Genomic DNA, 16,893 nt, shown 5'->3' with positions numbered 1-16,893 from the left:
TCATTCGGGATGTCAGATTAATTTATAATGATTTAAATAAGATAACGATTTTTTCCTGTATCTACAGGGTGTGCCGAACGTGCAGCAGCGTGTCTTCATCTTCATGTTTTGCCAGTGAATTGAGTGCGTTAACATATGCCCGCGCACTGGCCACCAGGATGTCTGGGTGCGCGCCCCGGCCTATGGCGGTGTATCCGTTTTTCTTAAGACGCACGGTCACTTCGCCGAGCGCGTCTGTGCCGCCGGTGATGGCGTTGATGGAATATTGTTCCAGCTCTGTTTCATGGCCTACAATCTCTGCAATCACATTGAAGAGTGCGTCAATCGGCCCAGCGCCGAAGCCGGCCCCGCTTTTTTCCATGCCGTCCACATCCATGATGACTGCGGCTGCGGGCGGCACGCCGCCCGCGTCGGAGCTTTGCACACTCACATGCCGCAGGCGGAATCGGTCGGGAATGCGATAGATTTCTTCCTGCAGCAGAGCCATAAGGTCGTCGTCATGCAGTATTTTTTTGCAGTCGGCCAGATGTTTGACCGCTTCAAAAAGCACATTGAGCTGATTTTCGTCAAGCTTGCAGCCCATGCTTTCAAATTTGCTGCGCACGGCGTTGCGGCCCGAGTGCTTGCCTATGACAAGGTTGCTCTCTTTGCGCCCCACGGACTGCGGTGTCATGATTTCATATGTTTCGCGATTTTTAAGCATGCCGTCCTGATGGATGCCGGACTCATGCGCAAAGGCGTTCGCGCCGACGACGGCCTTGTTGTCGGGGATGGGCATTCCTATGGTCATGGCAAGCAGACGGCAGGAGGGATAGAGCTGCTCTGTGATAATGCTGTGGCTCAGGCCGAAGTAATCCCTGCGCACGGCAAGTGCCATGACGACTTCCTCAATTGCCGCGTTGCCGGCGCGTTCGCCTATGCCGCACAGCGTCACTTCGGCCTGACGCGCGCCGACCTTGAGCGCGGCCAGCGTGTTGGCTGCGGCGAGCCCCAGATCGTTATGACAGTGCACGCTGAATATGGCCTTGTCGCTGTTGGGCGTGTTGTTGATCACATAGCTTATCAGCGCTGCATATTCCTCCGGTTGGGCATATCCTACCGTGTCGGGCAAGTTTATCACGCGCGCGCCGGCCTTAATGGCTGTTTCCACAACGCGGCAGAGGAAGTCGCGCTCGGAGCGGGAGGCGTCTTCAGCGGAAAATTCCACATTATCCGTGCATGTGGCGCTGCATTTGACGCCGGCGCTTATCATTTTGAGCACGTCTTCGGGACTTTTGCACAACTTGTGTTTCATGTGCAGTGGCGAGGTTGACAGAAACAAGTGGATACGCGGATTTCTCGCGACATTGACGGCTGCCCAGCAACGGTCGATGTCGCTTTCAAGGCAGCGGCACAGGCCCGCTATCTGCATATCCCCAGCCTCTGAGGCAATAGTCCGCACAGCGGCGAAATCTCCCAAGCTTGACGCGGGGAAGCCCGCTTCCAGCACGTCCACGCCGAGCTTTTCCAGCTGATGGGCGAGACCGAGTTTTTCCTGTAAATTCATGGTGGCACCGGGCGACTGTTCGCCGTCACGCAGGGTTGTGTCAAAAAAATAAACGTTGTTTTGCATGATCTCTGGTCTCTTCTGGGAGGAAAAACAGGGCATATTGTTAAAATAAAATATATTGATTTCAGTTGTTGTATGAAACAGACGGGACTGCAACAATGTTTTTCATCGCGATTGTCCCTGGCTTCGGATCAGGTCAATTGTCCGTAAGCGACAGGGCGCGCAAGAGCTGGCGGTTGCGTCGGGGCAATATGAAAAATGTATAGACAAGACCGCCCGTAATGTAGATGATGCACAAAAAAAAGCCCATAAACCTGGGGAAGGAAATCACGAACGCGAGCAGGAAAAGAAAAACAAGCATGGCGCGTACGGGATGGGCGCGCAACAAGGCGTACTCTTTGAAAGAAAAATAACGTACGGAACTGACCATCAGCACGCCTGTGCCGATGGTCAGAAACAGAGCCGCATACGGCGTTGCCGGCGTGAGAAAATTCGGCAGAACAGCGGCGAAAAAAATAAAGCTCACAATAGTGCAGCCTCCCGCCGGAATGGGCAGGCCGATGAAAAAGTATTTACCCACAGCCGTGTTGCTTATGTTGAAACGCGCGAGTCTAAGCGCGCCGCACGCAGTGTAGATAAAGGCCGCCGCCACGCCCAGACGGCTGAAATGCTGCAACTGCCATTGCCAGAGCAAAAAGGCCGGCGCAAGGCCGAAGGCGACCATATCCGCAAGCGAATCGTACTGCACGCCGAATTCGCTCGCCGTGTTTGTCAGGCGGGCGACCTTGCCGTCCAGACCGTCCATGAGTGCCGCGAGCAGAATTGCCATGCCTGACGTTTCGTAGCGGCTCTGTACTGCCCATACCATTGCGAGAAAGCCGAAAAACATGCTCAACGTCGTGATCATGTTGGGCAGCAGGTAAACCCCTCTGTGCGGCTTCTTTTTTTCCATGGCGTTGTTCGATTATCCGCGGCGGACGATGATGCTTTGCCCCGCAAAAACCCGTTCGCCGAGCTGAACCGCACTAACATAGCCCCGTGGCAGATAAAGGTCAACTCGCGAACCAAAGCGTATCATGCCGCAACGTTGCCCGCGCATGAGGGCCTCGCCAGCTTCCGTGCGGCAGACGATGCGCCGTGCGACAAGGCCGGCTATCTGCACCATAATCCATGTCAGGCCGTCTGTATCGCGCAGCAAAAGGGCGCAACGTTCGTTGTCCGTAGATGCCTTGTCCAGGGATGCATTGAAAAATTTCCCCGGCCAGTAGCGTATTTCTTCCACTGTGCAGTCAATGGGAACGCGGTTGACATGCACATTGAAGAGATTCATGAAAATGCTGACGCACTGACGCGTCTGTCCGCTGAAAGGCTCCGGTTTTTCCGTAATATGCAGAATGCGTCCGTCGGCTGGGCTGACGGCAATATTCGCGCCTTGGGGGACGACCCGTTCCGGATCCCGAAAAAAATGTACGCTGAAAGCGCAGGATGCAAGCAAGAGCAGCGCCGCAACGCCAAGGCCGAGAAAGGCGAAAACAACGGCTGCAAGCGCTGTCAGGCATATGCAGGGCCAGCCTTCAGGGGCAATGCCGCTATGTGGTTGACGCATGGTTTCTCCAATTTATTATAAATAGTTATAAGTGAATACTCCACCTGCTGAACATGTGGCCTCAATGAACAGCTAAGGCCGGCGACATCGGCTTCGCCGATACTGAAGGGGGCGCCTGCGCGTCCGCTTCGCGGCGTTTCTCAAAGATATTCTGTGTGATTTGCAGGCGGCTGTGACAGAGGCGGCAAAGTTCTTCCATTTGAATTATCTTGATTTTCAGCCATGCCAGTCGGCGTTGCTCCGCGTCCGAGGTCATGTAGAGAATATCTATTGCTCCGCGTGCGGAGCGCACTTGACCACTTTGTTATGCACTTACTGCCTTTCGTTAGTTTTTGTCAAACTATGAATACGTTTGGAGAGATTCATTTTTGCAATGATTTGACACTGGTAATCAATTGCTTTTGCTTGATAAAAATATCAAAAAATATTACGAAGGTGAAACTCTTCATGCTTGCGGCCAGACGCGGTTTGCCGTTATAAGGCTGGCATGGATCCTCTGACGCATGCCGCTTCTGGCGCAGTCGCCATGCTGGCTCTGCCGCAACGCCCCGCAACCCGTATGGCGCTGCCGCTGGCTGCTCTGGCCGCTGCCGCCCCTGATGTCGATGTTTTTTTAGCTTCTGGGCCGTTGCAGTTTTTGCTGCTGCATCGCGGCATCACTCATTCGCTTGCGGCTTTGCCCTTGCTGGGCCTTATGCTCGCCTGCCTCGCCCGGCCGCTCTGGAGCGGGCAAGCTTCCGGCCACTGGCGTTTTGTCCATGTGTGGCTTTTTATGAGCGCCATGGCGGCGCTGCATGTATGGCTTGATGTGGTGACCACCTACGGCACCATGATTTTTTTGCCCTTTTCCTGCGATCGCGTACGGTTGAACAGCGTTTTTATTATTGATCCGCTGCTCACTCTGCCTCTGGTATGGGCTGCGCTACGCTGGCGTTTGCTGCGCGGACGGATTTTGTTTGTACTTGGCTGGCTGCTGGTTTATCCGGCGCTCGGCACAGGCTTGAACGCGCTGCACACGGCAACAACACAGGAGCGTCTCGTCGCAGAGGGGCGCATGGCAGAGCAGATAACCGTGCTGCCGGACGCCCTTGCCCCTCTGTTTTGGCGGGTGCTTTTTGTCGAGAAAACACCACGGGGAAGGCTGGTGTTCGAACAGAGCCTTGACGTTTTCGGTCGGCCGCGCGGCCCGGAGATCGCGCACAAAGCGGCACCGGAGGATATGGTGCGTAGGCTCGCCAGCGTTTCAACAGTCTGCGGCGCTTTTTTTGACTTTGCCATATTGCCCGTTATTGTCCCGTTGCGCCCGCAGGATGCGCAAACGCCCGGCGGGCGGGCGTATCTGCTGCACGACCTGCGCTTCGACAGCGGCCTTGCTTTTGCGCGCGCGCTGATGGCAATGCGTCCCAATGCCGACATTCCTTTTCAGCTTATGGTTGAACTTGTCGGCGATGGTCAAAACAGTGCTGACGCTGCCAGCGGGCACATATGGACGGCAGGAACGCGCCTTGCCAGTGAACGTCTGCGTTTTGCCGACAGCGGACGCGATTCCGGGTGGCAGGCCCCGCGCGCGCCGGGCCAAGCCTCGTTTGCGGCATGGCTTGTCGGCCTGCGCTGAAGTATATCATGATCCGTCATGCAGTATAATAACAATTTATAATCATTATAAAAATCATATAGTTGCGATTGCCGGCGGCGGCTTGGGTATGGTTAAAAATACAGATGCGTCAACAAAGCTGAACATTCTTTTTTTTATGGAAGACCTTTGCTACGGGGGCACGCAACGCCAGACCCTGGAACTGGCCTGCCGGCTGGACAGGAAGAATTTCACCCCGGCAATGCTGACGCTCACCGGCCCGACAGATATGGACGAGGCTGCCCGTGAGGTCGACATTGTCGTGCATCATCTCGGCAGGAGCCGGAAGCCCGCACCGTTGTTTTTTCTGCGTCTTTGCAGGGCGTTGCAAGAGCGCAAGCCGGATATTCTGGTTCCCTGTACAGCCCTGCCCAATATATGGGGAAGGATCTGGGGGCGCCTTTTGCGTGTGCCGGTTGTTGTCGGCACATGTCGGGGAGGCGGCAGTCCGGCGCGCCAGTACGAGCGGCTGCTCTGGCGGCTGACGCATCATTTAATTTGTAATTCAGCAGCAGTATATCAAAAACTTCAAGGCATTGGCGTTCCTGTGCGGCATGTCAGCTGTGTCGCGAACGGAGTGGACGTTGACCATTTTGTTCCGGGCGCTGTTCCTCCTTCCGGGCGTGAGCCTGTAATTTTGTGTGTGGCGCGTCTGGTGCGCGACAAAGATCATCTGACATTGTTGCGGGCTTTTGCGCAGCTTTTGCAGACACAGCCCAAGGCGCGTCTGCGCATTGTGGGGGACGGCGGGGAAGCCGCAACGCTCCGCGCTTGGGCTGAACGCCATGCGGCAGGCGCACGGGTTGATTTTTTCCCTGGCAGTGCGGATATGCGCGGGCATTATGCGGCGGCCCGCGTGTTTGCACTCTCTTCTGTGCGGGAAGGTCAGCCCAACGTGATTCTGGAGGCAATGTCATGCGGCCTGTCTGTCTGCGCGACGGCGGTGGGCGGCATCCCCGCGCTGGTTCAGGAGAATGTGAACGGTCTGCTCTCGCCTGCCGGCGACGCGGCGTCGTTGGCTCGCAATTGTGTGCGTCTGCTCGCCGACCCGTCGCTGTGTGACGTGATGGGCCGTGCGGGCAGAGAACTTGTGGTGCGGAATTTTTCCTTTACAGCCATGGTTGAGGCGCATCAGCGGATTTTTGTCCGGTTGTGGGAAGCGTATGGACAAGGTTAGTCGGACGAGTTTAATTGCGGCCCGGTTCATGATCACGACATTTTTTTGCTTCGCGCCGGGCGCTGCGCCGGCGGCGGATGCGGCGTATGAAGTGACGGAACTCTGGACGGGCGCGCTTTTTACCTCCACGTACAGAGTTGGTCTGTGTTTTTCCACACAAGGCGCCGTGCGGGGCGTTGTGCTGTTGCGTTTGAGCAGCGGCAAGATGGACGTGTACCATATTGTCGGCACGGTGCATGACAATGATATTGAAGCCGCGCACTCGTCCGGACACAGCTTCAAGGGGCGTCTTGTCGCGCCGGACAAGGCAGAAGGAATCATCACACTGAAAAATGGTACCAAAATAGAACTGGAAGGCAGGCGTGAACAGAATGTCGCGCTCGTGCCGGAAGACTGTGCGCCTGTGCCGGAATAACGGCACGCGCGCAAACAGGCCCATGTCATTGGGAGGGGGTATGATTCTGTTATGGCTGTTGCCGGCTGTTGCGCAGGTTGTTTTTCTTCTGCTTCTTGCCCGCGCAGGGCGCGGGCTGGCTGTGCAAGAGGCGGTGGACCGCGCGGCCGACTCGGCTGTTCCGGAAGACAGGTGGCCGGGCGTCGGTCTTGTCATTCCCGTCGCGGGCGCGCATCCGCGCATGGCCGACGCTTTGAAAAGCCTGCTTGGGCAGGACTACCCCTGTCTGTTGCCCGTGCTCGTGACCGCGACAGAGGAGGAACCAGCAGCAGCGCTGATACACGATCTGCAAAAAAGTTTTCCTGCTGCGCGTCATGTTGTGTCCGGGCAAGCGCAAGGCTGCGGTCAGAAGAATTACAATAGTCTGAGCGGCGTGGCGGCCTTGGGAGGGAAGGCGGACGTGCTTGTTTTTTGCGACAGTACGCATTTGGCCCGTCCGGATTTTCTCCGCTCTCTTGTGGGGCCAATTGCGCGCGGAGAGGCTGAATTTTGCACGGGCTATCATTTTGTGCGGCCGCGCGACGCGCGGCCCGTCACTCTGGCCTATGCGCTCTGCGTGCTGTTGCTGCGTCTTTTGCAGGCTCTTGCGCCCTTCACCCAGCCTTGGGGCGGCGCCATGGCCATGAGCCGTGCCGCTTTTACGCGCTGTTCTGTTGCTGAGCTCTGGGCGCGTAATGTGGTGGACGACTGCTCGCTGGCCGGGGTTTTGCCGGCCTGCGGCGCGCGCGTGCGTTTGTGCCCTTGCGCACTGCTGGCGACAGACGCCATTGCGTACCCACTGCCGGTCTGGCGGGCTTGGATGAACCGGCAAGTGCTTTTTCTCAAATTTTGCGTTCCGGAGCAGTGGCTTTCACTCGGCCTGATGGCTCTGTGCATGCTTTTGCCGCTTTGCTGCGCCGTTGCGGCCTTGTTTGCCGCTTTACTGCATCTCATGCCGGGAGCGGCCATGCCGGCGGCCTTGCTGCATCTGGCGGCGCTCACGGGCATTCTTTATGTCTGGCGGGGCTTTTTGCTTACGCCTGTACCGTTCCTGCCCTGGCTCTGGGCTTTTGTTTACGCGGTCTGCATGTTCGCGTATGTGTATGCGGCTGGCCTGACGGCAAAGGGTATTGTGTGGCACGGCATTGACTACACTGTCGGCCGCGGCGGCACGGTGCTCGCCATGCGGCACGGCCGGCAATAGGGCACGCCTGTGTGAAATCCTGTCGGCAGGCCCGCGACAGTAATGGGAAAAACCGCTTTGCTCTTGCCCACAACGGCACACTGAACGGCGACACTATAGCCACCCTGATATGACTTTCTGGATAGACGAGGAAGGACGTGATTTATTCTCGCGCGGGATTGTTTCTTCTTCGACTTTCTGTTATCTAGAACAGCCTGACCATGTGTATCCCCAAGCCGCTATTGAAGAAGTGCGCATGCCGATACTCCGACATTTTTTTGAAAAATTTCTCGCCGACTTTTTGCAGGTGTTCAAGGTGTTGCCGCGGCCGTTGCGGCACGCCACCTTACGCGTTTTTTGCCATATTATCGTTCTTGCCTGTCTGGAAGTATCCGCCATCCTGTCCATTTCCCTGCTGACAGTCAGCATTGCCGCTCCGGAAAAACTGCGCGATCTGGCGCCCGTCGCCGCGTTTTTCCGCGTCGTTCCACCAATGGACGAACTCTGTGCGGAACCGCGCGGCTTTGCCCTGCTGATTTCCTCCATCGTTGTGGTGCTTATTGCCATAAAAAACGGCATGTCGGCCTTTGTGGGGCTGACCACGGCACGGCTGGGCGAAGAAATAGCCCTGTTCGCCGGCGAAACTGTTTTCCGGCACTATCTCTACAGCCCGTATATAGTCCATCTGGCAGGAGACAGCCTACGGATGTTCCAGGCCTTGTCCTGGCGAACCAATCTTGGGAATTTTGTCATCAACCTCATGACAATTTACAGCTATGCGGTGATCTCCATCGCCATGCTGGTGACGCTGGCTTCCGCGACGCCGCAGATGATATTGCTGATCATCCTCTCCGTGGTACTGGCGTCTGTACTGATCTACAAAAGCCTCAAATGCTCCATGGATAGGGCGGACGAGAGCGCGGCCGAATGCGGCCGCCGGGAAAACGCAGCCACTATGAACGCCATGCACGGCATACGCGAAGCTCTTATCTACCGCCAGCAGCAGGTTTTTTTTGAAGCATTCCGCAATGCCTGCCGGGACGGCATACCCGACAGAACCTTTTTAATCGCGTCGCCGCCCATTCCCACATGGACGTTGGAGACGGTCGGCTTTCTGGTGATTCCGGTGACGCTGTGGGCCATGTACACCCTGCAGGACGCTTCCATGGCGCGTATTACCGGCGTGTTGACCATGATCATGCTGATCTCATGGCGTGTGCTGCCCATGCTCAACCGCTCGCTCTCCGCGTTCGTTTCCGCGCGGGGGATGCGCCATGCGGCTATGGACTGCCTTGCCCGCGTGGAGAACGCGATTGCAAACCCCGCTCCTGAACTGCCCGCGCCGGACCTGAACTTTACGCTGCATGAGGGCATTGCCTTTGTAGATGCGAGCTTTCGCTACCCCGGCGCGCAAGAAGACAGTCTGCACAACCTCAACTTTTACATTCCCTGCGGCGCGCGTGTCGGCATTATAGGCCAGTCCGGCGCTGGAAAAAGCTCCATTGCCGGCATGATAAGCGGGCTCGTGCAGCCCACGGCCGGGGCCATTCTGGCAGACGGGCGCACGCTCGATCCTCCGGCACTCGCGGCGTACACCATGTGCGTGGGCTATGTGCCTCAAACGTCCTACATCATGCCGGGCACGCTGGCGGAAAACGTGGCTTTCAGCCAATGGGGCAAGCCCTGCGACGAAGAAAAAGTGAAAAAAGTCTGCCGCATGGTCGCTCTGGATATTGTACAAACGCGCGGTATAACCATGCGCGTGGGAGAAAAAGGATCGGGGATTTCTGGAGGACAGGCGCAACGGCTTTCCATCGCGCGCGCTCTGTACACCAACCCGTCCCTGCTGATACTGGACGAGGCTACGAGCTCGCTGGACACAGGGGTGGAGACCAGCATCATGAACACCATTTTCTCCCTTCCAGAATCCATCACTACAGTTGTGATAGCGCACCGACTCTCCACAGTCGAACGGTGCAGCATGCTCTTGTGGATAGACAAGGGCAAGCTCGTAGGCAGCGGACCTCCATCTGTTATTCTGCCGAAATATATGCAGTTTCTGACAGCGAAAGAAGAAACAAAAATTTTTTGAAAAAATCGGCCCAAAAGCCTTTACACAGGACAAGATTTTTTATAAATAGTAATTGTTCTTGTTAACAAGAAAATATTTATAAATTATTTTACAAACAAGGAGCAGACAATGGGCAAAACACAGGATAACCTGATGACGGCTTTTGCTGGCGAATCCCAGGCCAACCGCAAATACCTCGCTTTTGCCAATACGGCTGACAAAGAAGGTCTGCCCCAGGTAGCCAAGCTCTTCCGCGCCGTTGCGGCCGCTGAAACCATTCATGCGCACGCCCATTTGAAAAACGCCGGTCATATCGGCGACACCGTCGCCAATCTGAAGGCCGCGCTGGAAGGCGAATCGTGCGAATTCACAAAAATGTATCCGGATATGATCAAAGATGCCAAGGCCGAAGGCAACGATGCCGTAGCCAGATACTTTGATTACGTCAAGAAAGTGGAAGAAGTGCACGCCACTCTGTACAAAAAAGCCATTGCCAACCCCTCCGGCCTGGCAAAAACAGATTATTATGTCTGCAAATTCTGCGGCTACACACACGAGGGTCAATGTGACTCCTGTCCCGTGTGCGGCGCGAAAGCGGCGGCTTTTTTCAAAGTAGAATCCTGCTGTAAATAAACACACAATGCTGCCTGCAAGAGCCGCCGCAAGGCGGCTCAATCGGATGATTAGGACAGGAGGCGGGGTAACCCCGCCTCCTGTCTATCCATTGCCGCCAGATGATGCTGCGCAATTTCTGCCGCAGCCGTTTGTCCAGTTCTTCATTGGAGAGCAACAGCGAAAGAGACCCCCTGTGTCCCACCTTTAAGTTCGTGTGCCTGCAGGGCGCACAGCAGAGAAGGGCGGAACAGTCCCCGCCCTTGATAAAGATTTTTCGGGATGATGTAAATTTACAGCACCTTGAATTTGTGCACCTCGTTTGTTTGCCCGTCTATTACATGTACGGCGCAAGCGATGCACGGGTCAAAGGAATGGATGGTGCGCAGAATTTCCACAGGTCGTTTGGGATCAGCCACTGGCGTGCCGACAAGGGCTTCTTCGGCCGCGCCGGGCACATTTTTGCCGTCGCGCGGCCCTAGATTCCAGGTAGTGGGCACCACAAGTTGAAAATTGGCAATTTTGCCGTTTTCGTCAGTGCGCAGCCAGTGTGAGAGTCCACCGCGGGGCGCATTCAAAAAGCCGACGCCCTTGGCGTTTTTGGGCGTTTCGTAATCTGCCGCAATCTTTTTGTCGCCCTTGCCGATATTAGCCTCGTATTCGTTGAGCCATGTCTCAACCCGCTGGGCAATGGCGAGGGTTTCAATACCGCGGGCGACCGTGCGTCCCAGCGTCGAGAAGAGGGCCCCGTGCCCCACGCTCAGACTTTTGAGCACATGATCCACCAACGGTTTCACTGTCTTGTGGTTTTGCGCATAGGCAACCAGCATTTGCGCCAGAGGGCCTGTTTCAACAGCGCGGTTGTCATAGCGGGGCGCTTTCAGCCAGGAATAACGATCTTTGTCGCCCAATTGGGTGAAGGCTGGCCTGGTTTCGTCCTGATAAGGTGACATGGCTTTATCGCCCTTGTACCAGCTGTGGCGGACGTGTTCAGCGATTTTTGTCGGGTCAAATTTTTGTGCGTCGGTGATCATGCGGTTGTAAATAACGCCGGGCTTGAGCCAGCGGCTGTTCAGGTCGCGCTCGCCGCCTGCAGCGGGAAATTCGCCAAAAGCCATGAAGTGTTGTGTGCCGCCGAAAGATGCCCAGTTTTTATATCCTTCAGCTACAGCGAGTAAATCCGGAATATAATATTGTTCAATGAAGTCTTTTGTCTTTTTGTAAATCTCGCGGAATTCATTGATTCGTGCGAGTGTGAGCGCTTCATAACATGTGACGCCGCCGCCCACGGTAAACTGTGTGTGCGGGTTTTTGGCGCCGAATACCGCCATGCCGCGTGCGGCTTCCACCTGCACGTGCAGCGCTTTCAGATAGTCGGCCGTGGCAATGAGATTGACTTCGGGATCAAGCTGATATGCCGGATGCCCGCCCAGGAAATAGGCGTTCGTAAAGGGGCCGAGCTGGCCGCTGTCAACGAATGCCTTGAGTTTTGCCTGCACGGCTTTGTAGTCGTCCGCCGTTACCTTGCGTTTTGATATGGAGGCGGCGATTTTTGCCGCCTTGGCCGGGTCGGCCTGGAGAGCGGCGGTGACGTCTACAAAGTCAAGCGCGTGCAGATGATAGAAATGCACCACATGGTCGTGCAGAAACTGCATGCCCAACACCAGATTGCGGATGAAGGTGGCGTTAGCCGGAATGGGCTTGTTGATGGCGTCTTCCAGCGCGCGGGTAGAAGCCAGCCCGTGAATATATGTACAGACACCACAGGTGCGCTGTGTAAAATGCTGGGCATCGCGCGGGTCACGCCCTTTCAGAATGATTTCAAGGCCGCGGAACAGCGTGCCGCAGCTCCTGGCTTCTTTGATTTTGCCGTTTTCCACTTCTACTTCCACACGCAAATGGCCTTCAATACGGGTCAGCGGATCCACTACCACCGAACCTGTATAGTTGCTCTGTGCCGTTTTAATAGATTGGCTCATAATTCCAAATTCCCCCTAGTTCTGATAAAATGGCGTCATGTCGTCCCAGAATCCAGGCTCGCTGCAGCCAATGCAGGGATGCCCCGCTCGAACCGGCCAGTTGGTGTCGTTAAAGAGAACCTTGGGACAATTATTATAGGTCTGTGGGCCCTTGCAGCCGACATTATAAAGACACCAGCCTTTTCGGGCTTCTTCGGAATTGAAGGAAGGCGCGAATTCATTGTCGTCAAAGTGCTTGCGGCGTTCACAGAGGTCATGGATGCTCTCGCCGAAGAATATGACGGGACGACCGTTTTCATCTAGATCGATCTTGTCGCCCTTGAGGTATGCCACAATCGCGCCTACGAGATTGAGCGGATTGGGCGGACAGCCGGCAATGTTGATTGCCTTGATGCCAAGATCGGCAAAACAGTCGTTGATTCCCTTGGCCGCGGTGGGATTTGGTCTGGCCGCCTGAACGCCGCCGAAACAGGCGCAGGTGCCCATGCTTATCACGGCCTTGGCCTTGGGAAGAATGCGTTTGCACATATCATGCATCGTGTGCCCGGCAACATAGCCGTATTTGCCGTCCAGAGCTGTGGGGATGGCGCCCTCGACAACACAGATGAAACCATCGGGGTTGTCCACAGCTTGATTCAGGGCTTCTTCAGCCGCTTCACCGGCGGCGGCCATAATGGTTTCGTGGTAATCCAGAGAAATGGTGTCCAGAATCAAAGCGTCAATCAAGGGTTTACAGGTGAGCAGCAGCGCTTCGGAACAACCTGTGCATTCTGCCGCGTGCAGGTACACCACAGACGGTCTGCGTCCTGTCAACACCGCGGCTACTTCTGAAGCAAAGGCAGGCCCCATACCCATGGTTACCGCTATCGCGGTGCAGAATTTCATAAAATCGCGGCGGCTTATGCCTTGGTGTTCCAAACGCTCTTCCCCGCTTGTTTTGCCCAGCCCCACAGCAATACGCATAATAGCCTCCTGGCAATGGTGATGGTGAGTGAAAAGCCGGCACAAAATCCCGCCACAGGGTTTTTGACTGGCAATATTTCGACGGAAATGCTTCAAATGGAAAACTGCTATAAACATTAAACATAACTAGTATCTAATTATTAAAATTTCTGGCATTATTTTCAAGCTGACTATCCTTGACCTCACGCTTTTGCCATACAAAAGACTTTGCGGTTTCGTTGTAGCAAGTTCTTCCGTGCCCCTGAAGCCCTTTCTGCGCAAAGACTTCCGGGACAAAATATCGAACCGTATTTCCACCATGTTGAGCCGTCTTGCGCCTGTCGGCGCGTGGGGATGTTACTTTCCTGCTTATATGCCCACTCGCTGCTTCCAAAGCTGTAAGGAGGCTTATTGTCCCGTTACGTCTGTGTACGTGCCCTTCACGTCCTTGAACCAGTTTCTTCAGCAGCTTGCGGGCAAGGCGGATTCGTTCCATGCGCAACAGCTTCCATACACTGTGCTTTGCCAGTCCCAATTCTTGCGCCAAAAGCGCTCCGTCCCACTGCCCGGATCCTTCCGGCGGTTCTTGTTCAAACTTTTCCAGGACAGCCTTTTTGAAGGCCGAATTCAAATGCGTTGGACGTCCCGTTCGCGGCTTGTCCATAAGGCCGTGTAAGCCTGACTCAATAAATCGTCCTTTCCAGCGCATTACTGTGTAGCTGCACTGGTATGGGACGCTTTACGATGCTTTGTACTGTCTCTCCCGCCATGCAGGCCAGGACTATCCGAGTTCTCTGAACCGTGCCGGATGGTGTTGGCCGACGCGTCGCAAGTTCTTCAAGGCGTACCAGAGTGTCCGCATCACAAGGAATCAACCGGAAAACTTTTTCAAGCATGAATATCATAATAGTTGAAATTTTAGCAATTAGACACTGGGGTCTAAAAATTAAAATTATTGAAAGACACGGATTGCGACGTCATTTCGCTCAGCTCTGTTCTCCGCAAGGACAGTATTTTGGGGGGGATAAAGTGATATGTCATTTCGAGCAGCGACGAAGCCGCGACATAGGGATACCTGCCTTTCCCTTCGGTTTTCATTTATTCGATTGCCATGTCTCCGAACACGCGCACCCTTGACGTCACACACGGAAGCAGTCAAAATATATAGTGGAACATAACTAGCATAACCGACATCACGCCGACAGGCAAGCGTTGAACGCCGGGGCAGGCCGTGATCATTGGACTTGGCATTGATATTGTTGATATTGCGCGACTTGAAGCAATTTATAGCCGTTTCGGGAGGCGTTTTCTGGAAAAAATTTTCACGCCCCGCGAACTCTCGGTCCTGCCCGACAATGCCCTGTCCCATATCGCCGGACGCTTCGCGGCAAAAGAAGCCGCTGTCAAAGCCCTCGGCACCGGTTTCAGCCGCGGCATAGGCCCGCAGGATATTGAAACCCTGCGCAACGAAAACGGAGACCCTCAACTCCATTTTCTGCAGCAAGCTGCGTTGCGCGCGCAAAGCCTTGGCGTTGCGCGCGGGCATCTTTCCATCAGCCACGAACGTTCTGTGGCTGCGGCCGTTGTTGTGCTGGAGGCATAATGCTGTCAAACACCGCTGTTATCAACGCTCTTTCCCCCTTGCCGCTGCCTCATGAAATGCGGGAATGGGACGCACAGACGATTTCCCTCGGCTTTCCTGAAGTCATGCTCATGGAAAACGCCGGCCGGGCCGCCTTTGATGTATTGCGGCGCGCGCTCCCGAATATCGCCGATGAGCGCGTCTGGCTTTTTATGGGCGGCGGCGGTAACGGCGGCGATGCTGCCTGCCTGGCCCGGTGTCTTCTGGATGCCGGATGCCGTGTGCTTGTGTCGCATATAAAAGCCCTCGGCATGTACAGGGGCGGGGCGGCCAAACACATACGCATGGCAAAAGCCGCGGGCGTCGTCTTTGCCCCCTTGAGCCGCCGCATTCAGGACAACGCGCCGGCCATTCTGGTAGACGGTCTGCTCGGCACCGGCTTTGCCGGCGAACTGCGCTCGCCGCTCCGGGAACTCGTTGACCTCATAAACACGCTCGCCCCATCCCGCTTTGTGCTTTCGCTGGACATCCCTTCAGGGCTTCATGGCGTTACAGGCAGACCATCGCCGGTTGCCGTGCGCGCCGACGCCACTGTCAGTTTTGCCGCGGCAAAACCGGGGCTGGTTTTGCCTTGGGCCAAACACTGGACAGGCCGGCTGCATATTCGTCCTGTTGGCATACCCGCGTTTGTGCGTTCAAAAGCTCCGTGCAGCGCCCGCCTGCTGGACGGCCGCTGCCTTGCCTGTCTGCCGAATATCCTGCACGACGCGTATAAAAACAGATTTGGTCATGTTTTGGTGATCGGGGGTATCCCCACATACAGCGGCGCGGCGCACCTGGCCGCGCTGGCCGCATTGCGCGCGGGCGCCGGGCTTGTCACAGCAGCAGCACCGGCCATCTCCGCCTCCGCAATCAGGAACAGCCTGCGGGAAGTCATGACGCTGCCCCTTGGAGAGGCGGGCGGCAAAACATGGCCGACAACTCTTCCCGTCAGTCTGCTGGAACTGCTTGCCCGATCAGACGCGCTGGTTGTCGGCCCCGGCATGGGACGCACCGGGGATGCGGCCGTGTTTTTAACAGCACTGCTGTCGTTGCCGAAGCGCCCGCCCGCTGTATTTGACGCAGACGCACTGAGGCTGCTGGCCGAGCGGCCGGATACGTTACGAACAATCAACGAGCGTGACATCCTGACGCCGCACCCGGGCGAGGCCGCCGCCCTGCTGCATGCAGACACGGCCGATGTGCAGTCTGACAGACAGGCGGCGCTGAGCAGCCTCTGCGACTTGTGTCCCTGTGCCGTCGTTCTCAAAGGCGCGGGCACGCTGGTGGGCCAGAAAGGCATGCCCGTGCTGATAAGCCCTTACGATGTTCCGCAGTTGGCGACTGCTGGTGCAGGAGACGTTCTGGCCGGCTGTTTGGGCGCTCTGCTTGCCTGTGCCGGCACACATGCGCCGGCAAGCCTTGCAGCGGCAGCATTGGGCGTTGTTCTGCACGCTCTTGCAGGACGCGTGTGCGCGAACGCCTTTCCCGCGCGCGGTAACATAGCGGGCGAAGTGGCCGACGCGATTCCCATTGCGCGGGCCAAAGCCGCTCAATCCGCGCCGGACGAGGAAATACTGCCGTGGCCGGAATAATCCTGCATACCATTGAAGACACGGAAAAGGCAGCACGGAGACTTGCACGCTGTCTGCAGCGGCATGCCGCTGTGAGATCCCTGCTGTTGCGCGGGCCGCTCGGCAGCGGAAAGACAACTTTTACAGCGGCACTGGTGCGCTCTCTGCCGGGGTGCGAGCGGGCGGAAGTGGCCAGCCCTTCCTTTACCATCTGCCACCACTATCCGACAACGCCCCCTGTTCTGCACGGCGACCTGTTCCGCTGCAGGAGCTCACTGCCCGAAGAAATTATTGAAGGGCTGGATGATAAGGCCGTTCTGACCATTCTGGAATGGGCGGAACATCTGCCCACTGCCGATCTGCCGGACGAATTTCTGGACATATCGTTTAAGACAGACGAACATGAACGACTGATGATGCTGGCCGCCCACGGCCACAACGCGGAAAAGCTGTTGCACAATCTGTGTGAAGATGCCCAATCTCATAACGACGCCTTCAGGTAAGGGGCATGTA

15 protein-coding genes are annotated in these 16,893 nt (G+C 56.1%); 9 read left to right on the top strand and 6 right to left on the bottom strand.

The genetic code is table 11. The features are described 5' to 3' along the window. Positions 1 to 61: 61 nt before the first annotated feature. The 3 genes from RSDT_RS04895 to RSDT_RS04885 form a co-directional block, all read right to left on the bottom strand. Complete coding sequence (locus RSDT_RS04895) at positions 62 to 1,612, bottom strand: 2-isopropylmalate synthase (protein ID WP_096400548.1); 1,551 nt, start codon at positions 1,610 to 1,612, stop codon at positions 62 to 64. Between the two features lie 133 nt (positions 1,613 to 1,745). Further along, entirely contained in the window at positions 1,746 to 2,501 is a 756-nt protein-coding gene (gene pssA, locus RSDT_RS04890; protein ID WP_096399785.1) for a CDP-diacylglycerol--serine O-phosphatidyltransferase, read from the bottom strand. Positions 2,502 to 2,513: 12 nt separating this feature from the next. Next, positions 2,514 to 3,155: a phosphatidylserine decarboxylase family protein gene (locus RSDT_RS04885; RefSeq protein ID WP_096399784.1), complete on the bottom strand. Its 642-nt coding sequence runs from the start codon at positions 3,153 to 3,155 to the stop codon at positions 2,514 to 2,516. A 487-nt stretch (positions 3,156 to 3,642) separates the two neighbouring features. Between RSDT_RS04885 and RSDT_RS04875 the strand changes: the two genes are divergently transcribed. The 6 genes from RSDT_RS04875 to RSDT_RS04850 all read left to right on the top strand — a co-directional run bounded on the left by RSDT_RS04875 (position 3,643) and on the right by RSDT_RS04850 (position 10,285). Further along, positions 3,643 to 4,770, top strand: coding sequence for a metal-dependent hydrolase (locus RSDT_RS04875; RefSeq protein ID WP_096399782.1), 1,128 nt, complete (start codon positions 3,643 to 3,645; stop codon positions 4,768 to 4,770). An 88-nt stretch (positions 4,771 to 4,858) separates the two neighbouring features. Next, positions 4,859 to 5,965, top strand: coding sequence for a glycosyltransferase (locus RSDT_RS04870; RefSeq protein ID WP_096400546.1), 1,107 nt, complete (start codon positions 4,859 to 4,861; stop codon positions 5,963 to 5,965). Between the two features lie 28 nt (positions 5,966 to 5,993). Next, the gene (locus tag RSDT_RS04865; RefSeq protein ID WP_096399781.1) at positions 5,994 to 6,380 is read left to right on the top strand and encodes a hypothetical protein; all 387 of its coding nucleotides are present in this window, start codon (positions 5,994 to 5,996) and stop codon (positions 6,378 to 6,380) included. Positions 6,381 to 6,420: 40 nt separating this feature from the next. Next, complete coding sequence (locus RSDT_RS04860) at positions 6,421 to 7,602, top strand: glycosyltransferase family 2 protein (protein ID WP_096399780.1); 1,182 nt, start codon at positions 6,421 to 6,423, stop codon at positions 7,600 to 7,602. A 235-nt stretch (positions 7,603 to 7,837) separates the two neighbouring features. Further along, the gene (locus tag RSDT_RS04855; protein WP_172414416.1) at positions 7,838 to 9,673 is read left to right on the top strand and encodes an ATP-binding cassette domain-containing protein; all 1,836 of its coding nucleotides are present in this window, start codon (positions 7,838 to 7,840) and stop codon (positions 9,671 to 9,673) included. 108 nt (positions 9,674 to 9,781) lie between these two features. Continuing rightward, on the top strand, positions 9,782 to 10,285 hold the full coding sequence (locus RSDT_RS04850) for a rubrerythrin family protein (RefSeq protein WP_096399778.1): 504 nt from the start codon (positions 9,782 to 9,784) through the stop codon (positions 10,283 to 10,285). Between the two features lie 272 nt (positions 10,286 to 10,557). Here the strand turns inward: RSDT_RS04850 and RSDT_RS04845 are convergent, their stop codons facing one another. The 3 genes from RSDT_RS04845 to RSDT_RS07895 all read right to left on the bottom strand — a co-directional run bounded on the left by RSDT_RS04845 (position 10,558) and on the right by RSDT_RS07895 (position 13,894). Continuing rightward, a complete protein-coding gene (locus tag RSDT_RS04845; protein WP_096399777.1) occupies positions 10,558 to 12,243 on the bottom strand; it encodes a nickel-dependent hydrogenase large subunit in 1,686 nt (561 codons plus the stop codon). Positions 12,244 to 12,258: 15 nt separating this feature from the next. Continuing rightward, entirely contained in the window at positions 12,259 to 13,206 is a 948-nt protein-coding gene (locus RSDT_RS04840) for a hydrogenase small subunit (RefSeq protein ID WP_096399776.1), read from the bottom strand. A gap of 133 nt (positions 13,207 to 13,339) precedes the next feature. Then, positions 13,340 to 13,894: a helix-turn-helix domain-containing protein gene (locus tag RSDT_RS07895; RefSeq protein WP_096399775.1), complete on the bottom strand. Its 555-nt coding sequence runs from the start codon at positions 13,892 to 13,894 to the stop codon at positions 13,340 to 13,342. A gap of 522 nt (positions 13,895 to 14,416) precedes the next feature. Between RSDT_RS07895 and RSDT_RS04830 the strand changes: the two genes are divergently transcribed. From RSDT_RS04830 to tsaE, 3 genes are read left to right on the top strand one after another with little or no spacing between them, the layout of a single operon-like run. After that, positions 14,417 to 14,788, top strand: a complete 372-nt coding sequence (locus RSDT_RS04830; protein ID WP_096399774.1) for a holo-[acyl-carrier-protein] synthase — start codon at positions 14,417 to 14,419, stop codon at positions 14,786 to 14,788. Beyond that, entirely contained in the window at positions 14,788 to 16,401 is a 1,614-nt protein-coding gene (locus RSDT_RS04825) for an NAD(P)H-hydrate dehydratase (RefSeq protein WP_096399773.1), read from the top strand. Before RSDT_RS04830 ends, RSDT_RS04825 begins: the two co-directional genes overlap by 1 nt. Further along, a complete protein-coding gene (gene tsaE / locus RSDT_RS04820) occupies positions 16,389 to 16,883 on the top strand; it encodes a tRNA (adenosine(37)-N6)-threonylcarbamoyltransferase complex ATPase subunit type 1 TsaE (protein WP_096399772.1) in 495 nt (164 codons plus the stop codon). Before RSDT_RS04825 ends, tsaE begins: the two co-directional genes overlap by 13 nt. Positions 16,884 to 16,893: the final 10 nt, after the last annotated feature.

Source organism: Candidatus Desulfovibrio trichonymphae (assembly GCF_002355955.1).
Classification (GTDB): Bacteria; Desulfobacterota; Desulfovibrionia; order Desulfovibrionales; family Desulfovibrionaceae; genus Desulfovibrio; species Desulfovibrio trichonymphae.
The sequence above is the reverse complement of the archived record's forward strand: the minus strand, read 5'-3'. Positions and strand labels throughout refer to the sequence as shown.

Excerpts from the sequence above, each read along its gene's own strand:
- RSDT_RS04875 (WP_096399782.1), top strand. The coding sequence starts at position 3,643 with ATGGATCCTCTGACGCATGCCGCTTCTGGCGCAGTCGCCATGCTGGCT.
- RSDT_RS04850 (WP_096399778.1), top strand. The coding sequence starts at position 9,782 with ATGGGCAAAACACAGGATAACCTGATGACGGCTTTTGCTGGCGAATCC.
- RSDT_RS04825 (WP_096399773.1), top strand. The coding sequence starts at position 14,788 with ATGCTGTCAAACACCGCTGTTATCAACGCTCTTTCCCCCTTGCCGCTG.
- RSDT_RS04855 (WP_172414416.1), top strand. The coding sequence starts at position 7,838 with ATGCCGATACTCCGACATTTTTTTGAAAAATTTCTCGCCGACTTTTTG.
- RSDT_RS07895 (WP_096399775.1), bottom strand. The coding sequence starts at position 13,894 with ATGCGCTGGAAAGGACGATTTATTGAGTCAGGCTTACACGGCCTTATG.
- RSDT_RS04840 (WP_096399776.1), bottom strand. The coding sequence starts at position 13,206 with ATGCGTATTGCTGTGGGGCTGGGCAAAACAAGCGGGGAAGAGCGTTTG.
- RSDT_RS04895 (WP_096400548.1), bottom strand. The coding sequence starts at position 1,612 with ATGCAAAACAACGTTTATTTTTTTGACACAACCCTGCGTGACGGCGAA.
- RSDT_RS04870 (WP_096400546.1), top strand. The coding sequence starts at position 4,859 with ATGGTTAAAAATACAGATGCGTCAACAAAGCTGAACATTCTTTTTTTT.
- RSDT_RS04860 (WP_096399780.1), top strand. The coding sequence starts at position 6,421 with ATGATTCTGTTATGGCTGTTGCCGGCTGTTGCGCAGGTTGTTTTTCTT.
- RSDT_RS04885 (WP_096399784.1), bottom strand. The coding sequence starts at position 3,155 with ATGCGTCAACCACATAGCGGCATTGCCCCTGAAGGCTGGCCCTGCATA.
- RSDT_RS04845 (WP_096399777.1), bottom strand. The coding sequence starts at position 12,243 with ATGAGCCAATCTATTAAAACGGCACAGAGCAACTATACAGGTTCGGTG.
- RSDT_RS04865 (WP_096399781.1), top strand. The coding sequence starts at position 5,994 with ATGATCACGACATTTTTTTGCTTCGCGCCGGGCGCTGCGCCGGCGGCG.
- pssA (WP_096399785.1), bottom strand. The coding sequence starts at position 2,501 with ATGGAAAAAAAGAAGCCGCACAGAGGGGTTTACCTGCTGCCCAACATG.